Here is an 18,922-nt window from a genome sequence, read left to right on the forward strand (position 1 = left end):
GAATATAAGAAAGAGAGGGGGATTTATATTATGAAATTTAATGATGCTCAATTACAGGCGATAACGAGTGAGAAAGCATTAATCTTAGTTTCAGCTGGAGCAGGTTCAGGGAAAACTCGCGTATTAACAGAACGGTTTATTCATTTATGTGAACTTCGTTTAAAGCACCCTGACCATCCTGTTGGGGCTACTGTTGATGAGCTCGCTGCGATTACATTTACAGAAAAGGCAGCTAGAGAAATGAAGGACCGAATTCGAAAAAGATTGGCAGAAAAAGAAAGGGAAGCAAAAGAGGAGCTTGAGCAGTTATTTTGGATCGAACAAAAGGAAGCAATGGAGCGTGCCAATATATCCACTTTCCATAGCTTTTGTCAACGGTTGCTTTCTCAACATGCGATGGCAGCAGATTTAGTTCCGCAAAGTCGTGTTATTGATGATGTAGAAGCACGTAGACGTAAACGGCTGATTATGACAAAGCTTTTGGAAGAGCGAGCATTTCATGAAACGGCATGGCCTTTTCTTCGAATTATGAGTAAGAACCAATTGTTTGAATTAATTGAGCAAGTACACAATGACATTCGAGAATTTGTTGTAGGAGAAGAAGCTGTCGCCTCCTTAAAGGTGGAAAAAATGCTTGAAGCGCAAAGGAAAGCAAAGCTACAAGAACAAGTCAGCTTAGTTCAAGAGTTTCACATAAATGCTATAAACTGTATTCGTGATTTTCCGCCACCGGACGACCTTACGAAAGCTCAAAGAGGTCATGTAGAGAAGGTTACTGCTGGTTTTGAAACTCTACCTAATCCAAATAATCCAAATGCGTATGTGGAGGCAATAAGTGAAATTATGCCTTCAAGATCAGATAAGCGCTGGAATGAAAAAGCTCCAGCACTTTTTGAGCTCCATACAAAGCACTGGAAGCCATTAAAAGATTGTTGGAGTGAAATAGGTGGAGAAGCAGCTACTAGTGAAGAGACAAAGGTATTATTAGAGAAATTTATCATTCTTCTAAAAGAGTTTTCAATTCGATATGACCATGAAAAGAAAATGGCAGGAGTTCTTGATTTTTCTGATTTGCAGCAAAAAGCAGTAGCACTACTTGAAAATAAGTCTATTAAAGAAGCTTGTCAGAAACAATTTCGCCATATTATGGTCGATGAATTTCAGGATACAAATAAACTGCAGCTTGAAATGTTAGAGCGAATTGACCCGCAGTTTCAATTTATTGTAGGAGATCAGAAGCAATCGATATACCGGTTCCGGGGAGCAGATGTTTCTTTAATGAATGCACGAGAGGAACTTGCTGAGACAAGAAATGATGGAGAAGTCATTCTAATGAATGAAAATTATCGGACGACGGCTCCAGTTATTGAAGCTGTAAATGAACTTTTCTCTAGTGCGATGGTGCAGGAACGGAAGAAACCGTATGAAACGGTCTATGCTCCACTTCAAGCTAATCGTTCTGGTCAATTTGAAGAGGAAAAAAGGGTGGAGCTCATTACTCTAGGAGAGATTGAAGAACAAGATTTATCGCCCTATGACGTGTTAGCCAATCGAATTGTTGAGATGGTTGAAACGAAGGCGCCTTCTGTTTATAGTGGTGAAAAATGGACAGAGCCTCGTTTTGGAGATATAGCTATCTTAATTCCGGCCCGCTCTCACCTTCTTTCTTTAGAGAGATCTCTCATAAATAAAGGAATACCTTATGTCGTAAGTGGTGGTGTAGGATTCTATGAAAGGCAAGAGGTTCTAGATTACATAACGCTGTTAAGGTGGTTAAATCGTCCTTTTGAAGAGTTGCACTTATTAGCTGTGCTGAGAAGTCCGATGTGTGGTCTTACTGTCAATGATTTCTTGCTACTAAAACAACAAGTAGAAGAAACAGAGCCGCTATATCAGCTAATTTATGATGAATCTCACCCTGCATATGGACAATTACCTGAAACGATTCAAGCAGCATGTAAAGTTGTCCGAAAATGGCTGTATCGGTGGACCCCTTTTCGAACTGAACAGTCGTTAGATCATACATTAAGCTCAATCTTTATAGAGACAGGCTTGCATACTACACTTATGCTTCAAGCGAATGGTTTACAAAAAGTACGAAATGTAGAGAAGCTTATTCAAACGATTTTAGAAAGCCAAAAAAGCGATCTAGAAACGATCTTAGTGGAGTTAGACGAGCGTATTATTTTAAGTGAAAAAGAAGGAGAATCGGAAGTCGAACGTGTAGATGGGGATCTTGTGCAAATTATGACAGTACATGCTTCTAAAGGATTAGAGTTTCCTATTGTTTGTTTACCTCAGTTAGAGAGATCTGTTCAAGGTGATAAAGGAAGCATACGTTTCCATCCTGAACTAGGTATCGTCATGAATCTTGAAGAAGAAGCAACAGAGCTTGAAGGCGAAAAAACAGTGTACCAAACGCCAGGCTTTTCTGTTGTAAAGGATCAAGCGAACTTAGAAGCAAGAGAAGAGGCAAAGCGGTTGTTTTATGTAGCGATGACTCGAGCACGTGACTACCTATATATGATGGGAGAAGAATCTAATACATCTTATACATGGCTTTCATTAACGGAAACTGCTTTAGAAGAGACAAGTCTATCTGAGAAGGTCACTCAAATAGATGAATGTAAGGAGCAGGCACAGATATTAAGAAAGTCAGAATCTTATTCGATTCCAAAGGTGATAGAGGCTCCGAGTATACCGCTCACGTTATCTGTATCGGAAGTGATGCTTTTTATAAAAGATCCCGTTGCTTATTTTTATCGCTATGTCGTTGGTCTTCCGGATACAACAATAGGCGATCAAAGTGAAATGGTCACAGAAGAAACCTCTTCGGTTCCTATCGACTCGTCCAAACTTGGAACACTTGTTCATCGAGCATGTGAATTACGAGATAATGGATTAACGAACGAAGCAGCGATTAGAGAAGCTGTTCGTGAAGAAGAAGAGCAATGGACCAACATGTCTATGTATGAGCACGAAATGAATATACTCATGAATAGTTATACTGATGAAGTTAAACAGGGCCTTGGAGAGACTATAGAAACAGAATGGCCGTTTGTTACTTCGATTGAAGGTGTAGATATTATCGGAGAAATTGATAAAGTGACGAGAAGGAATAGTGGATATCATATTATTGATTTTAAAACAAATAAGATCTTTCAATCAGGAAGTGAATTAGTAGATCTCTACTGGTCACAGCTTTATTTATATAAATTAGCTTACGAGCAAGAATCAGGTCAATCGATTGAGACGATGTCTTTATTCGTCTTTCGAGACAAAGAAAAACCTCTCCACACGATTAGAAAGAACGTAGAGGAAGAAGAGGCAGTACGAAAAGCAATACGAGCGATACGTACACTTCGTACAAAACAAGCGAAAAAAACAGAGTATGAGGCGTTTACTCTATAGAAAAAAGAAGGGTGACTCAAGAGGTATGACCTTTTGAGTCACCCCTTCCTTATTGATGAAAATGTATAACAATATATGTATTTTATTAAGGATATAACCGCAAGAGAATGGTAAAAGAATAGAAAATATAAGACAATAAAACTATTTCTTATTTCCTATATTTATAGATTATTCTATAATGAAATTATGATATGATGAAAAAAAAGCTCAAAATAAGTCGAAGGTATATAGAGGTGAATGGCTTGATAAATGCAGAATATTTAGATGTTTTTCTTGATGAGAGTCAAGAGCATCTACAAGCGATAAATGATAATCTTCTACGGCTTGAACAAGACCCAAATGATTTATCGATTGTCGGAGAAGTATTCAGGTCAGCCCACACACTTAAAGGAATGGCTGCAACTATGGGGTTCGAGGATTTGGCTCATTTGACGCATAAAATGGAAAATATTCTAGATCTCATACGGAATGAAAAGCTTGAAGCCGCGTCTACTGTTTTAGATGTAGTATTTATGGCAGTAGATGATCTCGAAGCAATGGTAACCGATATTGCTAGTGGGGGAGACGGTAAGCGGGATGTGAAAGAAGTTGTATCACAGCTTGAGCGAATTGAGAAAGGGGAAGCCCTTCAAATATCGGAAAGCGATATCGTTTTAACGAAAGACGATCAGAACGACACTACTAATCTAGTAGAAGAATATGATGAATTTGAGTCGACAGTTCTTGAGGAATCAATGGAACAAGGCTATACTACATACCAAATTAAAGTAACAATAGACGAAAATGCTATGTTAAAAGCTGCTCGTGTATTTATGGTATTTGATGTGCTGGAACAAGTTGGAGAAGTGATTAAATCAACTCCTTCAGCTGAAGATCTAGAGGCAGAAAATTTCAATGAATATTTTTTGGTTACATTAATTTCCAAAATGGATGGCGATGAAATTAAACAGCGGATCTTAAAAGTTTCTGAGATAACGAATGTCTTTGTTCAACCATTTAATGTAAAGACATTATTACCTGCACAGAAGGTTGATAAATCCATTTCAGAACTCAAAGTTGAAGCAGATGAACCTAAAAAGGTCCAAGAAGTGGAGAAACCAAAAACTGTTCAAACAGAGGTAAATAAAACGATACGAGTAAATATTGAGCGTTTAGATGTATTAATGAATTTGTTTGAAGAACTTGTGATTGATCGTGGCAGGCTTGAACAGATTGCGAGTGAGCTTCAAAATACCGAATTAAATGAAACGGTAGAAAGAATGTCGCGAATTTCTGGTGACCTTCAAGAAATTATTCTAAATATGAGAATGATGCCAGTAGAACAAGTCTTTAATCGCTTCCCTCGTATGGTACGTAACTTATCAAAAGATTTACATAAAAAAGTAAAGCTGGAGATTCTCGGTGCAGAAACAGAACTTGATCGAACCATAATTGATGAGATTGGTGATCCTCTCGTTCACTTATTGAGAAATTCAATTGACCATGGAATTGAAACACCTGATAAACGTGTTGCTGCTGGTAAGTCAGAAGAAGGGAAAGTTACTTTAAAGGCATATCATAGCGGGAACAATGTTTTTATTGAGATTGAAGATGACGGAGCAGGAATTGACCGGGATAAAGTTTTGACAAAGGCTTTAACTAATGGAGTTGTAACTGAAGAAGAAGCAGCGAAATTAACAGACCAACAAGTCTATGGGTTGCTCTTTGCTTCTGGATTCTCGACTGCTGAGAAAGTAACTGATGTCTCAGGACGTGGAGTAGGTCTTGATGTCGTTCGCAATACGTTCGAATCATTAGGAGGGGTTGTAACAGTAAACTCTGAGCTAGGACGAGGATCTGTCTTTTCAATCCAATTGCCGCTAACATTATCGATTATTGATGTCATGCTTATTGAAGTGAAAGATGAAACATATGCAATCCCACTAACATCAATTGTAGAAACAGCAATTGTGAACAAAAGTGACGTATATAGTGTTCACAATCAAAAAGTGATCGACTTTAGAGGGAAAGTAGTTCCACTTATTTTCTTAAAAGATATCTTTGAAGTTCCAGGTGAACATAGACAGGAAGAGTTTTACTCCTTAGTTATTGTCAACAAAGGTGATAAGATAGCAGGTCTAGTTGTTGATTCCTTAATTGGTCAGCATGACATTGTCCTTAAATCACTAGGAAATTACTTAAAAGAAGTCTTTGCAATTTCAGGTGCAACGATATTAGGGAATGGTCAAGTTGCTCTAATCGTTGATACAAATGCATTGATTAAGTAACTTAATGAGGGGAGGTAGCGAATTTGTCCAATGATCCGATTACAGAAGAGTTAAAGGTTATTGTCTTTCAAATAAAAGATGAAGAATATGCATTAGAAGTGGACTATATCCAATCAATTGAACGGATGCAGCCCGTAACAAGGATCCCAAGTACGTCCCCATTTGTTACAGGTGTTATGAATTTAAGGGGAGTAATTACGCCAATTATTAATTTACGTAAGCGTTTTGGAATTGAAGAAAAAGAGTTAGACGAAGCAACTAGAATTCTTGTTATATCAAAGGACCAGCTTGAATTAGGTTTGATTGTTGACGGTGCAAATGATGTCATTGATATACCGATTGAAAAGATTGAACCGTCACCAGAAGTAATAGGCGGGATGGAAACGGACTATATACGTGGTGTTGTAAAATTAGATAAACGCCTCTTTACTCTGCTTAATTTAGATAAAATAGTTCAGTAAACTTACCATACGTATCCTACAATAAATAACTAGTAAAAAAATTAGATGAGGTGATTATATGGCATCTATACTTATCGTTGATGATGCAGCATTTATGAGAATGATGATAAAAGACATTCTTTCAAAAAACGGATTTGAAATAGCTGGTGAAGCGGCAAATGGAGCAGAAGCAGTAGAGAAATTTAAAGAGTTAAGTCCAGATTTAGTAACAATGGATATCACAATGCCAGAAATGGATGGAATCCAAGCGTTAAAAAATATTAAACAAATTGATAGTGGAGCCAAAGTGATTATGTGTTCTGCAATGGGGCAGCAGTCCATGGTTATTGATGCAATTCAATCGGGAGCAAAAGATTTTATCGTGAAGCCGTTTCAAGCAGATCGTGTTCTTGAAGCAATTAAAAAAGTATTAGGTTAATAGAGCAACCCTGAATTACCGTAATATAGGTAATTCAGGTTTTTTTATAAATAAGGATTAAATTAGTCAACAGAAGGAAACCTATATAATTGATTTAGTATATAATAAAATATTCAGCGGTATAACATATAATATTTCTGTTAGATCATGAAAGAGTTATATAATTTTATCTGTTTATCTTTTGGTGGAATGGGAGAGAAAAAGATGATAAAGAAGCAATTTGCGGTTATCGGTTTAGGTCGGTTTGGGAGCAGTGTATGTAAAGAACTTTATAAGCTTGGTCATCAAGTGTTAGCGATTGATTCAAAGGAAGAAAAAGTAAATGATATGACAAGACATTCAACACATAGTGCCATTGCAAATGGAACAGATGAAAAGGCATTACAATCATTAGGTATTCGTAATTTCGATTATGTCATTGTTGCTATTGGTGATGATATTCAGTCAAGTATTTTATGTACGTTATTATTAAAAGAATTTGGTGTGGCCAATGTGTGGGTAAAAGCGCAGAACTATTATCATGAACGAGTACTTGAAAAAATCGGTGCAGACCGGATTGTCCATCCAGAACAAGATATGGGAATAAGAATTGCACAACATCTTACATCAGAAAAAATTGTTGATTACATTGAATTATCTGCAGATTATAGCATAGTGGAGCTAATCGCAACGGATAAAGTAGCCAATAAATCGCTCATTGATTTAGATGTACGAGCAAAGTATGGGTGTACGATTCTTGGGATCAAGCGAGGAGAGGATATTAATATTGCACCGACGCCAACAGATCAAATTGAGAAAGGGGATATTTTAATTGTTATTGGACATAAGAATGACTTAAAACGTTTTGAAGACGAGGGAATGTAAAGACGCGATAAGGAGGGAGTCAAAATGGATGTAAGGATGGCTGACTTGCCTGGAATTGGGAAGAAGATGTCAATTGTCACAGCTCAAGGGAGCATGATTGTTCTTGTCATTCATCATACAGGAAAAAGGGAGCTCTATTTCTTTCAAGATGCAGATGATGATGAGGCGGATTTCTCAATCGATTTAACAGCAGACGAAACGAGGGAACTCGGGGCTCAATTATTAGGTGCGGTATTTCAGCCGGTATCAAATGATAAAATGAAACTGTTCCGTAGCCAAATTGTTACCGAATGGGTTGAAATTAAAAAAGGTGCCCCAGTTGCAGGCAAAACGATTAAGGATTTAGAAATTCGGAAGCGAACAGGAGTCTCAATCGTTGGTATTTTTCGTAGTAGTGAGGTGATTGCCAGTCCTGAAGCAGACCAACGATTAGAAATAGGAGATACCATTATGGCAATTGGGAAAAGTGACCAAATTGCTCAATTTGAAAGGTTATGTGAAGGAGAGGCGGTGTAGTCTCAGTGGGAATACCCGAAATGCTTGGAGCAGGGCTTGTTCTCTTACTACTCTTTATCACTGGGTTCTTTGGCTCAAGGTATAAAATACCTGAAGTAATTATTTATATATTACTAGGAATTGCTCTAGGTGGGCTTTTAATAGATTCACATTTGTTACATTTTGTAGGGGAAGTTGGAATAGTTTTATTGTTTTTTATGCTAGGCATGGAATTTCCAATAAAGCAACTTACTCAGGTGGCAAAAAAGGTGACTCCAGCAGGTACACTAGATGTGGTTTTGTGTTTAGGTGTGACAACAGGTATTTGTTTGCTATTTGGCTTAGATTTCATTACCTCTTTGATAGTTGGTGGTGTCCTTTATGCAACCAGTTCATCAATAACCGCCAAACTATTAGAAAGCTCAAAGAGAATGGCTAACCCTGAGTCTGAGTTTATTTTAGGTCTATTAATCTTTGAAGATTTAGTAGCACCTGTTCTCGTTGCAATATTAGTCGGTTTGACATCTGGTAATGAATTAACACTTGGGTCGTTGACGGTACTCATGGGAAAAGTCTTTCTTCTAACATTAGGGGCTATATTAATTGGTCGTTTTCTATTTAGTAAGCTTGGACCATTTTTTGATAAACACATGACAAGAGATGTATTTATTCTGTTTGTTATAGGATTAGCCCTTTTTTATGGGGGGCTTGCGCTATACTTAGATCTGTCTGAAGTGTTAGGAGCCTTTTTAGCAGGGATAATCATTGCTGAAGTCCGAAGAACGCATCAATTGGAGGGAATGATTATTCCAATCCGAGACCTGACACTTCCTTTGTTCTTCCTATACTTTGGTACAACGATTACCTTTGATGAAGGAATTCCTATGGTTGGATTGCTTTTCCTTTTGTTTATATGGTCAATTCTAGCGAAAATCATAATAGGGATTTATGGAGGAAGATGGTATGGGTTATCAAAAAGGGTAGCATTACGTGCCGGTTTCTCACTCACTCAACGAGGAGAGTTTTCGATTATTATTGCAGCATTAGCTACAGGACCCATTAAAGCATTTAGTAGTGTATTTATTTTATCATCAGCTATTTTTGGAATTCTTTTATTTCAATTAGCTCCTAAGATTGCCAAGAAAATATATGGCACAAACCAACCTAAAGAAAAAGTAAGAGTGCCTGGAATGTAAAAAAGTGAGGTCACTGGAAAATGGTTCAAAAAGAACACTTTTTCTGTGGCCTTTTTACTTTGAGGCAGGCTTTCTCTAAAAAGAGAGGAAGTGCGTTCTCAAACTACTTTAGAAACCAATGATATATCGCGATTACATCATAGTTTCAAAAAGTGTATGTGCACCTTCCTCTAATTGTTCTGTTGCATGCAACCATATTATAGTATAGGCATAAGAGAGTAAATGTGTGCGCATTCATAAAGTAATTTGTTACAATCAACGTAAATATTATAAATTCCTTAAGGACGGAGATTGAATAATGGAACCTATACTAGTCGTTTTAAAAGAACAATTTTTTATTGAGCCTGTAGACTTCTCAATTAACTTGGAAGGGGTTCCTACTCAGGACATGCTAAATACAGAAATGATGCAGAAAATTGTTGAAGGGCGAACGAACTGCTTTAATGCAACTGACGTTCGTCTTGGTGGGGCGAACTTGATGAAATGGTTTGGAAATCTCATAACCGCCCATTTGTATACATACTTTGTTCATAATAAGTGGCTTCATTATGAAGGCATACACTTTATTGGAGAAGGAAAAGAAGCGTATTTTCAAATACTTCAGCCACAACTGATTGAAATAAAAATGGAAGATAGAGAGCAAGTTGGAAAGGAAAAAATAACAAAATTATTAGAAGGGCTACAACCTTTATTTCAACAAATTTCAGCAACATCTGGTCTATCTAAGCAACAAGTTTGGGGGTTGGTTACTAACCCTTATTATAATCGCTTGAACACATGGAAAAGTGAACCTTCAATAGAGCACACAATTGAAAGAGACCATGAGTCATTAAAAACTTTACCAGCAGATATCTTTAATTTAAAACGAAATCCGTTTAATTTAACGTTTCGTTATGTGGATAGTTGGCAAGATCCAAATATGAAAGTAAGGATAAAAGGAGCATGCTGCATGAGTTATTTAAAGGCTGAAGGCAACTACTGTTACTCGTGTCCGAAGTTAACCAATGCAGAACGGGGTGTTAGGGCAGAACAACTTAGAAGTCAGGGGTAGTCAGTATCTTTAATAATTTAAGCAGTTGTTTAGTGAATTATCTGAACAGTTGCAAGAAACAAACTCAAATAACCGCCCAGCAAACAGATCCATTCAACTACATCAACTTTATCTAAATAGGAAAAGAAAGGTGATTCAAAGCAATCGGTTTAGAATTATCTTTCTTTTTTTATAAGTGATTTAATAAAGTAGCTTAAAAGACTATGAACTGAAAAAAATCAGATATTTCAGTAAGGTATGTTTGAAACTAGTATGTACGGGGTAATTTAAATACTAACAGTAAGTAGGAGGGATTGAAATGATAAACGACTTTGCAATGGATCCAAGGGTTACAAAACAGTTACGAGTGATTAAAAGTTTACAATCACGTTCAGAAGATACTGTGCAATCCTTATACGCACAGGCTGTCATAGAATATTCACTCTATCACTTTAAAAAAGAACATCTAAAAGGCTTGATTGATAAGGCATTAAGTCAAAAAGACGAAAAGCAATTTCACCAATTAACTACAGAATACAACCAATGGATACAATCACATAGTGAAGGGAAAACTGTTAAAGATAACGGTTTTGAACTACACTTAACATTTGAATAAGCAAAAAGGAGGATGCTAATTACTCTAGCATCCTCCTTTTTACTTTTAGTGCAAGTAAGTTATGTTAATTGTTCATAAGCATTTTTAAAAATAGGCTCAGTAGTAATATAGCTAGTAAATAAATAGTGAAGAGCACTTTCTTCGTCTTTTGTAAATTGTAATACTTCTTCATATGTTGACTTTAAAAAACGGTCATACGTTAGCAACACTTTCATTCGCTCAGGATGATAAGTCATGTGATAAGTCTCCTTTTTATTTTTTTCATTTATTATTCCCACTTACCATATACATGTAACAAGCAAATTTCAAAGAAATAACTGAAAGCGTTTACAGAATAACATTGACAATAGTCTGAACTTTTTGTACAATTTTAACAGACTAACCAGTCGGTTGATTTAGTTCATTAAGTTATTAACCTTTTGTATTATATTCAATTGATCAAATTTTGGAAGGTGGTGAGAGCACGAATGAAGAAAAAGCCTACAAAGGAACGGATTATTGAAACTGCTCTCCTTCTTTTTGAAGAGAACGGCTTTCATGCTGTAACCGTAGACCGAATTGTGAAGGAAAGTGGTTCATCCAAAGGTGGATTTTACCATAATTTTAAATCAAAAGATGAACTGTTATATACCGTACATGACTCATTTATTACATACATCCTAGATAAAGCAGAAGATGCATACAATCGTTACTCCACCCCTGCTGAAAGACTATATGAAACAATTAGATCTTTTGTAATGATGTTTGAATTGTATCGACCGCATGTAACGGTCTTTTATCAAGAGTCTCTTTATTTAAATAAAGAATACTTTGAGACAATTAAATTAAAGAGAAGGCGTTACAAAAATATGATGTTTCGCCTTGTTGAAGAAGGGATAGCTTGTGGGGAGTTTAGAAAGGAAATCCCTGTGCCGATCACGTCAATGGCTATTTTCGGAATGACTAACTGGACATACAAGTGGTACCAGGAAACTGGTCAGTATTCAATACAAGAAATTGCAAACATATATGCCGACTTAGTCATGAATGCAGTCTTAACAAAAGAGGCGAGTCTGAAACCAGAATATGCGCGCTTTTTCCTTAGGAGTGAATAGGAAACGAGCCAAAAGGGGTTGTTCATATGGATATGTATGACTTTATTCAAGATATGGAAGACCGTCGTGATCGAATAAAACAAGGCGGAGGACAGAAGCGGATTGATGCCCAGCATGAACGAGGAAAATTAACAGCTAGAGAACGAATTGATTATTTGCTTGATGAGGGGACATTTGTTGAGCTCAATCCTTTTATTGAATTCCGTGGAGATGCCTTTTGTTCAGATCAAGCACCTGGTGAAGGAGTTGTCACAGGTTATGGGAAAATACATGGAAGTCTTGTCTTTTTATTTGCACAAGACTTCACTGTGTTTGGTGGAGCATTGGGAGAGATGCATGCACAAAAAATAGCTAAGATTATGGACTTAGCTGCTGAAAATGGTGCCCCCATTATAGGATTGAATGATTCCGGTGGAGCTCGTATTCAAGAAGGAGTCTTATCATTAGATGGCTATGGTCATGTCTTTTATCGAAATGCAATTTACTCAGGGGTAATTCCTCAAATTTCAGTTATAATGGGACCTTGTGCAGGAGGAGCTGTCTATTCTCCAGCGATCACTGATTTTGTATTTATGGTAGAAAAAACAAGCCAAATGTTTATTACAGGCCCTAAAGTGATTGAAAGTGTAACAGGAGCAAAGATCAATGCAGAAGATTTAGGTGGGGCAAAGGTTCACTCAAGTGTAAGCGGCAATGCTCATTTCATTAACAAAACTGAAGAAGAAGTATTAGAGGATGTACGGACGTTAATTCGATTTTTGCCTTCAAATTATGAGGAACGTGCTGCTTATATTGAACCAAAAGAAAAGCGGCCTATAGACGAACGAATAAATGAATTACTTGATCTCGTCCCTGTAGATGGCACAAAAGTATATGATGTGCGGAAAGTAATAAAGAAAATTGTTGATGATGAAGTTTTCATGGAGGTTCATCCGTATTTTGCAAAAAATATTGTTATTGGCTTTGGACGGATTGAAGGAGAAACCGTGGGAATTGTCGCTAATAATCCAAAAATGATGGCAGGTGGCCTTGATATTAACTCTTCAGATAAATGTTCAAGGTTCATTAGGTTTTGTGATTGTTTTAATATCCCCCTCATTACATTCGAGGATGTAAGCGGATTCATACCTGGGGTTCAACAGGAACATGGTGGAATCATTCGTCACGGTGCAAAGATTTTATATGCGTATTCCGAAGCAACTGTACCAAAAATAACGGTTATTGTACGAAAAGCATTTGGTGGAGCATATGTTGCATTAAATAGTAAAGCAATTGGAGCTGATTTAGTTTTTGCATGGCCTAATGCTGAAATAGCTGTTATGGGTCCAGAAGGTGCAGCAACGATTATTTATGCAAAAGAAATTAAAGAAAGCTCAAACCCAGAAGAGAAACGCCAACAAAAAATTACCGAGTACAAAAGGCGGTTTGCTAATCCATATATCGCAGCTGCAAATGGAATGGTTGATGACGTAATCGATCCTCGCGATACAAGGCGAAGCCTAGCTCAAGGATTAGAAATGTTAAAAAAGAAGAAGAAGCAACTACCTAAGAAGAAACATGGAAATATCCCTTTGTAATAGAAGCCGAGTGTGCTGAAAAAGAAAAAAATGACTTTTTCAGTAGCCTCTATATTAACGCCTTATTTGTCAGGAAGGGAGTGAACGGTGAAGCCAAAGTGGCAGCCGAATATGATGGATATGACATTTAATGAATTTCCAATTCCTACGTATGAACAATGGCGTAAAGTTGCAGAAAAATCTTTAAAAGGGAAATCGTTTGAAGACACGCTCCAAACAAAGCTACTTGATGATATTGTCCTTGAACCTATGTATCAAATAAAAGATCTTGTAGCTTGCAAGACTCTCGTTGATCAACCTGGAGTGTTCCCTTATGTAAGAGGCATAACTACAGAACCAACACGAATGGCTATTAGTCAAGAATTAGGTGCAGCAACTCCTACATTATTACATGAGCGAATAAAGCAAGATTTTACGAAAGGACAAAACGTAGCTCATATTCTTATTTCAAATGAAATGAAAAATGGGGGGAAGTCGAACCGGCAAGAGCCATTCTCTACTGTACCTCTATATGATCTAAAAGATGTACAGATAGCCTTTCAGGGTATCGACTTTTCCGAATTTCCGTTTCATATTGATGCAGGGATTGTTAGTGTTCCATTATTAGCTGCCATCAATCATGTTACCAATCGATTAACAGGCACGATCGCTTCTGATCCCCTTCATCAATTAGCAAAGGAAGGTAGGATGTATTATTCATTAGAACGTAGTTATGATTTGATGGCATGGGCGGTTAAATGGGCAATAGCTAATCACCCTGATCTACGTACGGTTCTTGCTCAAAGCCATGTTTTTCATAATGGAGGAGCTAGCCCTGCTTTAGAATTAGCTTGTACATTATCAATGGGCGTGGAATATATCGAAGCATTGATGAAGCGTGGAGTTTCTGCAACCGAGGCTGGGCAGTCAATTACGTTTTCATTTTCAATTGGGAAAGACTTTTTTAGTGAAATAGCAAAAGTTCGTGCTGCTCGTGCACTGTGGGCGGTGATAATGGCTGAATTTGGAGCAGAAGAACCTGGACAAAAAATGGTGATTCATGCACGCACATCTTCATTTACCAAAACAAAGGAAGATATGTATGTAAATTTACTCCGAGGGACTAGTGAGGCTTTTGCAGCGGCAGTCGCTGGAGTGGATAGCGTTTCAGTTAGCCCAATTGATGAGCTTGTGCAAGAACCAACCGAATTCTCAAGACGTATTGCTAGAAACACGTCGTTGATTTTGCAAGATGAAGCATATATTGGAGCTACGGTAGATCCTGCAGGTGGATCTTGGTTTGTAGAGCATTTAACTGAACAAATAGCAAAAAAAGCATGGGGGATTTTTCAGGAATTAGAACGGGAAGGGGGAATGTATGCGTCATTAGAAAGCGGTCTTGTTCAAACAAAGATCGGCTTATGTTGGGAAAAGCAAATGGAAAGCGTGAAAGATAGAAGACAAACGATTATTGGTATTAATCAATATGTTAATGGCAGCGAAAAAAAACCTCCAAAACAAAGACCGAAAAAAGCAGAACGGAAGGCGTATTTCGATGCAATAAAGGAAAAAGACAAACAAATGATTCAAGAAAAACCAAAGACAATAGCCGAAGTAGAAAACTTGGTTCAACAAAATATTCCCTTTCACCAAATACATCACCAATTAAAATCTCCTTGCCAACCAGTAGAAGTTGAACGTATTTTACAACGACGTTTAGCAGAGCCTTATGAACTACTTCGCACACGTAGTAATCAAATCAAAGTAACTATTGGAGAGATTCCAGTTGTCTATCTCGTTCGGTTAGGTAGTGTTGCCTCCCATAAAACAAGAGTTGACTTTATTGAAGAGCTGTTTCGATGCGGTGGGTTTCAAGTTGAGGTTTCTAGTCCAACGGAAACTAGTGAAGAAGCAATCAATTTAGCAAAACAGCATAAACTTGTCGTTCTATGTGGTAGTGATGAAAGTTATGAGAAAGTAGCACTGTCAATTATTAAAGGTATTAAAGAAAAAACGGAAGCGGTATATATAGCTGGATGTCAAAAGGAACCTTTTATGAAACAATTAATGGATGCAGGTACAGTTGGAGCGATCCATAACAAAACGAATGCTTACCAGCTTTTATTTGACTTACAGCAAAGGATTGGAGGAAGCAAGCTATGAAACCAAAACCTGCTTTTCATAAGATGCCTTTTCCATCTTTTAAAGAAGTTCAAGAGAATATGGAAATACCTGTGACAACGATTCAAACAACAGAACAAATCCCCATTAAATCTGTATATACGAAAGAAGACATAAATAACATGAGACATTTAAATTATGTATCAGGCATAGCTCCCTTCTTTCGCGGTCCTTACCCAGCAATGTACAAAACTCGCCCCTGGACAGTCAGGCAATATGCAGGATTCTCTACTGCAGAAGAGAGCAACGCCTTTTATCGTAGAAATTTAGCAGCTGGTCAAAAAGGGCTATCGATTGCATTTGATCTAGCTACTCACAGAGGATACGACTCAGATCATCCGCGTGTTGTTGGAGATGTGGGAAAAGCGGGAGTTGCGGTTGATTCCATATTAGATATGAATATTTTATTTGATGGCATTCCGCTTGATCAAATGTCTGTATCTATGACGATGAATGGAGCTGTATTGCCAATAATGGCGTTTTACATTGTCGCAGCCGAGGAACAGGGTGTACCTCCGGAAATGTTAACTGGGACGATACAAAATGATATTTTAAAAGAATACATGGTACGAAACACGTATATCTATCCACCTGAGGCATCTATGAAAGTAATTGCTGATATTTTTGAATATACATCAAAACATATGCCTAAGTTTAATAGCATCAGTATTTCAGGCTACCATATTCAGGAGGCAGGAGCGACAGCGGACATTGAACTTGCCTATACACTTGCTGATGGCTTAGAGTATGTTCGAACGGGCATGAAGGCCGGTCTTGCTATTGACCAATTCGCACCGAGACTGTCATTCTTTTGGGCAATTGGCATGAATCATTTTATGGAAGTTGCAAAAATGAGAGCGGCCAGACTGATGTGGGCGAAACTGATGAAACCATTTGAACCGAAAAATGAAAAATCTCTTGCCTTAAGAACCCATTCACAAACGTCTGGGTGGAGTTTGACCGAACAAGATCCGTATAACAATGTTATACGAACATGTATTGAGGCAATGGCTGCTGCTCTAGGTCATACGCAATCACTGCATACTAATGCATTAGATGAGGCAATTGCCTTACCTACTGATTTTTCTGCTAGAATTGCTCGGAATACGCAACTATACTTACAAACTGAAACAGGGATTACAAATGTATTAGATCCTTGGGGAGGATCTTATTATGTGGAGTCATTAACAGCTGAATTGATGAAAAAAGCGTGGTCTCACATTGAGGAAGTGGAACAACTTGGTGGGATGGCTAAAGCCATTGAGACAGGACTTCCAAAAATGCGCATAGAAGAAGCTGCTGCTAGAAGGCAAGCTCAAATAGATTCAAATAAAGAAACAATTATCGGTGTAAACAAATACCGACTTGAGCAAGAAGAGGACCTTGACATATTAGATATTGATAACTCAGCTGTTCGTCATGCGCAATTAAAGCGATTAGAAAAGTTACGGAAAGAGCGTAATGAAGATGAGGTAAACCAAGCACTCGAGGCTTTAACGAAAGTGGCAGAAAGCGGAGATGGGAATTTATTAGAATTCGCAATTGCTGCTGCAAGAGCAAGAGCAAGCCTCGGTGAAATATCATTGGCATATGAAAAGGTTGTTGGTCGACATAAAGCAGTAATTAGATCTATAAGCGGAGTATATCGTGCAGAGTTTGGGGAGAAAGAAGTGATGAAAGAAATCCGTCAAGTAACTGATCAGTTTGCTAAAGAAGAAGGAAGACGTCCGCGAATTATGATTGCAAAAATGGGGCAAGATGGGCATGATCGTGGCGCAAAAGTGATCTCAACTGCTTTTGCTGATATGGGATTTGATGTTGATATTGGACCGTTATTCCAAACGCCAGAAGAAGCAGCGATGCAAGCTGTCGAAAATGATGTTCATATTATTGGTGTAAGCTCATTAGCTGCCGGACACAAAACATTGCTTCCTCAAGTAATAGAGGAGCTTCGGAAGTTGGGGAGAGAAGACATTCTTGTCATTATTGGTGGTGTGATTCCAGCTCAAGACTATCAATTTTTAAAAGACAAGGGAGCCGCTGCCATTTTTGGACCAGGAACCGTCATTCCTGTAGCTGCTAAACAAATTATGACTGAATTAAACAGGCGGTTGGGGTATGAGGAAGACAACTAGCTAAAGGGTTATCCCAAAAGGTTTGGTTTAGGATAAATCCAATATCCAATATAGAAAGGAAAATTTATGAAGGTGTCCAAATGGAGTAGTGGCTTCTTAGGACACCTCCTTTTGCATTGTAGAGAGGAGGATTTATGGATCAGCAATATAAAAGGCGTGGTGCCCTTTCAAAAGAAGAGTATATTGAAGGGGTAATAAGAAATAATCGAGCGATTTTAGCTAGAGCTATTACCCTTATAGAAAGCAATGCCAAAAGGCACTTCTCTCTTGCGCAAGATGTTCTAACAGCTCTGATCCCTGAAACAGGTAATTCGATAAGACTAGGGGTTACGGGTGTTCCAGGGGCTGGAAAATCGACTTTTATTGAGGCCATGGGAATGATGCTTTGTGAAAAGGGGCATCGTGTGGCTGTACTAGCTGTAGATCCTTCAAGTTCGGTATCTCGAGGGAGTATACTTGGAGATAAGACAAGAATGGAGCGTTTATCCAAACATCCTAACGCCTTCATCCGTCCGTCGCCTGCTGGAGGGACATTAGGGGGAGTAGCTAGAAAAACAAGGGAAACACTCCTTCTATGCGAAGCAGCTGGATACGATATTATCATCGTTGAAACAGTCGGGGTTGGTCAGAGTGAAGTGACCGTCCGCTCAATGGTTGATTGTTTCTTAGTTTTAATGCTAACGGGTGCTGGTGATGAGTTACAAGGGATGAAAAAAGGTCTGATGGAATTAATAGATTTATTGCTCATTAACAAGGCAGACGGAATTAATTTGGAAAAAGCGGAGCAAGCAAAAGTAGAATTAAGCAGGATTCTTCATATGTTACCTGAGGTGACAGAAGGTTGGGAACCAAAAGTCCAAACGGTTTCTTCACTAACTGGCAAAGGAATCGAAGAATGTTGGCATACGGTTCAAGTGTTTATTCAGTTTGTGAAGAAATCAAATCAATTTGACGCACGAAGAAAAGCACAAGCAACAAATTGGTTTTATTCTTTGTTAGAGGAACAGCTTCTTACAAATTTCTACGAAAACGATCAAGTGAAGAGTGAGCTACCATTGCTAACTCAGGCAGTTGTAGGAGGTCAGATTAGCCCGACAAAAGCAGCTGTCGAGTTATTAAATAAAGTAAAGGGATCTTGAGAACATAAATTAATTGCTGAAAAATATAAAGGGGGTCTCAAAAGGTTTGGTATTGAAGC

The 18,922-nt window shown here is 37.9% G+C and carries 15 protein-coding genes; 14 read left to right on the forward strand and 1 reads right to left on the reverse strand.

What is annotated here, in order from left to right; genetic code table 11:
- Positions 1-30: 30 nt before the first annotated feature.
- From MF646_RS13545 to MF646_RS13585, 9 genes are all read left to right on the forward strand, one after another.
- Positions 31-3,411: a UvrD-helicase domain-containing protein gene (locus MF646_RS13545; RefSeq protein ID WP_250097041.1), complete on the forward strand. Its 3,381-nt coding sequence runs from the start codon at positions 31-33 to the stop codon at positions 3,409-3,411.
- A gap of 242 nt (positions 3,412-3,653) precedes the next feature.
- On the forward strand, positions 3,654-5,678 hold the full coding sequence (locus MF646_RS13550; protein WP_250097042.1) for a chemotaxis protein CheA: 2,025 nt from the start codon (positions 3,654-3,656) through the stop codon (positions 5,676-5,678).
- 23 nt (positions 5,679-5,701) lie between these two features.
- Positions 5,702-6,139 carry a chemotaxis protein CheW gene (locus MF646_RS13555; protein WP_250097043.1) on the forward strand — a complete coding sequence of 146 codons (438 nt, stop codon included), beginning with the start codon at positions 5,702-5,704 and terminating at the stop codon, positions 6,137-6,139.
- A 58-nt stretch (positions 6,140-6,197) separates the two neighbouring features.
- The gene (locus MF646_RS13560; protein WP_250097044.1) at positions 6,198-6,557 is read left to right on the forward strand and encodes a response regulator; all 360 of its coding nucleotides are present in this window, start codon (positions 6,198-6,200) and stop codon (positions 6,555-6,557) included.
- A gap of 189 nt (positions 6,558-6,746) precedes the next feature.
- The gene (locus tag MF646_RS13565) at positions 6,747-7,421 is read left to right on the forward strand and encodes a potassium channel family protein (RefSeq protein WP_420842505.1); all 675 of its coding nucleotides are present in this window, start codon (positions 6,747-6,749) and stop codon (positions 7,419-7,421) included.
- Positions 7,422-7,445: 24 nt separating this feature from the next.
- A complete protein-coding gene (locus MF646_RS13570; protein WP_250097046.1) occupies positions 7,446-7,937 on the forward strand; it encodes a cation:proton antiporter regulatory subunit in 492 nt (163 codons plus the stop codon).
- A gap of 5 nt (positions 7,938-7,942) precedes the next feature.
- The gene (locus MF646_RS13575) at positions 7,943-9,112 is read left to right on the forward strand and encodes a cation:proton antiporter (protein ID WP_250097047.1); all 1,170 of its coding nucleotides are present in this window, start codon (positions 7,943-7,945) and stop codon (positions 9,110-9,112) included.
- 298 nt (positions 9,113-9,410) lie between these two features.
- A complete protein-coding gene (locus MF646_RS13580; protein WP_250097048.1) occupies positions 9,411-10,163 on the forward strand; it encodes a (2Fe-2S)-binding protein in 753 nt (250 codons plus the stop codon).
- Positions 10,164-10,461: 298 nt separating this feature from the next.
- On the forward strand, positions 10,462-10,758 hold the full coding sequence (locus MF646_RS13585) for an IDEAL domain-containing protein (RefSeq protein ID WP_250097049.1): 297 nt from the start codon (positions 10,462-10,464) through the stop codon (positions 10,756-10,758).
- Positions 10,759-10,817: 59 nt separating this feature from the next.
- Here the strand turns inward: MF646_RS13585 and MF646_RS13590 are convergent, their stop codons facing one another.
- Positions 10,818-10,994, reverse strand: a complete 177-nt coding sequence (locus tag MF646_RS13590) for a hypothetical protein (RefSeq protein WP_250097050.1) — start codon at positions 10,992-10,994, stop codon at positions 10,818-10,820.
- 231 nt (positions 10,995-11,225) lie between these two features.
- Between MF646_RS13590 and MF646_RS13595 the strand changes: the two genes are divergently transcribed.
- The 5 genes from MF646_RS13595 to meaB all read left to right on the forward strand — a co-directional run bounded on the left by MF646_RS13595 (position 11,226) and on the right by meaB (position 18,863).
- Entirely contained in the window at positions 11,226-11,852 is a 627-nt protein-coding gene (locus MF646_RS13595) for a TetR/AcrR family transcriptional regulator (RefSeq protein WP_250097051.1), read from the forward strand.
- 26 nt (positions 11,853-11,878) lie between these two features.
- Positions 11,879-13,429, forward strand: coding sequence for an acyl-CoA carboxylase subunit beta (locus MF646_RS13600; RefSeq protein WP_250097052.1), 1,551 nt, complete (start codon positions 11,879-11,881; stop codon positions 13,427-13,429).
- Between the two features lie 87 nt (positions 13,430-13,516).
- Complete coding sequence (locus MF646_RS13605) at positions 13,517-15,571, forward strand: methylmalonyl-CoA mutase family protein (protein ID WP_250097053.1); 2,055 nt, start codon at positions 13,517-13,519, stop codon at positions 15,569-15,571.
- Between the two features lie 59 nt (positions 15,572-15,630).
- Positions 15,631-17,724 (forward strand): methylmalonyl-CoA mutase, encoded by a 2,094-nt coding sequence (gene scpA, locus MF646_RS13610; protein WP_420842507.1) that lies wholly within the window; start codon positions 15,631-15,633, stop codon positions 17,722-17,724.
- Between the two features lie 134 nt (positions 17,725-17,858).
- Complete coding sequence (meaB, locus tag MF646_RS13615; RefSeq protein ID WP_250097054.1) at positions 17,859-18,863, forward strand: methylmalonyl Co-A mutase-associated GTPase MeaB; 1,005 nt, start codon at positions 17,859-17,861, stop codon at positions 18,861-18,863.
- Positions 18,864-18,922: the final 59 nt, after the last annotated feature.

It is taken from the genome of Halalkalibacter alkaliphilus (assembly GCF_023555415.1).
GTDB lineage: Bacteria > Bacillota > Bacilli > Bacillales > Bacillaceae_D > Halalkalibacter > Halalkalibacter alkaliphilus.

Excerpts from the sequence above, each read along its gene's own strand:
- MF646_RS13545 (WP_250097041.1), top strand. The coding sequence starts at position 31 with ATGAAATTTAATGATGCTCAATTACAGGCGATAACGAGTGAGAAAGCA.
- MF646_RS13560 (WP_250097044.1), top strand. The coding sequence starts at position 6,198 with ATGGCATCTATACTTATCGTTGATGATGCAGCATTTATGAGAATGATG.
- MF646_RS13565 (WP_420842505.1), top strand. The coding sequence starts at position 6,747 with ATGGGAGAGAAAAAGATGATAAAGAAGCAATTTGCGGTTATCGGTTTA.
- MF646_RS13570 (WP_250097046.1), top strand. The coding sequence starts at position 7,446 with ATGGATGTAAGGATGGCTGACTTGCCTGGAATTGGGAAGAAGATGTCA.
- MF646_RS13580 (WP_250097048.1), top strand. The coding sequence starts at position 9,411 with ATGGAACCTATACTAGTCGTTTTAAAAGAACAATTTTTTATTGAGCCT.
- MF646_RS13585 (WP_250097049.1), top strand. The coding sequence starts at position 10,462 with ATGATAAACGACTTTGCAATGGATCCAAGGGTTACAAAACAGTTACGA.
- MF646_RS13590 (WP_250097050.1), bottom strand. The coding sequence starts at position 10,994 with ATGACTTATCATCCTGAGCGAATGAAAGTGTTGCTAACGTATGACCGT.
- MF646_RS13595 (WP_250097051.1), top strand. The coding sequence starts at position 11,226 with ATGAAGAAAAAGCCTACAAAGGAACGGATTATTGAAACTGCTCTCCTT.
- MF646_RS13600 (WP_250097052.1), top strand. The coding sequence starts at position 11,879 with ATGGATATGTATGACTTTATTCAAGATATGGAAGACCGTCGTGATCGA.
- scpA (WP_420842507.1), top strand. The coding sequence starts at position 15,631 with ATGGAAATACCTGTGACAACGATTCAAACAACAGAACAAATCCCCATT.
- meaB (WP_250097054.1), top strand. The coding sequence starts at position 17,859 with ATGGATCAGCAATATAAAAGGCGTGGTGCCCTTTCAAAAGAAGAGTAT.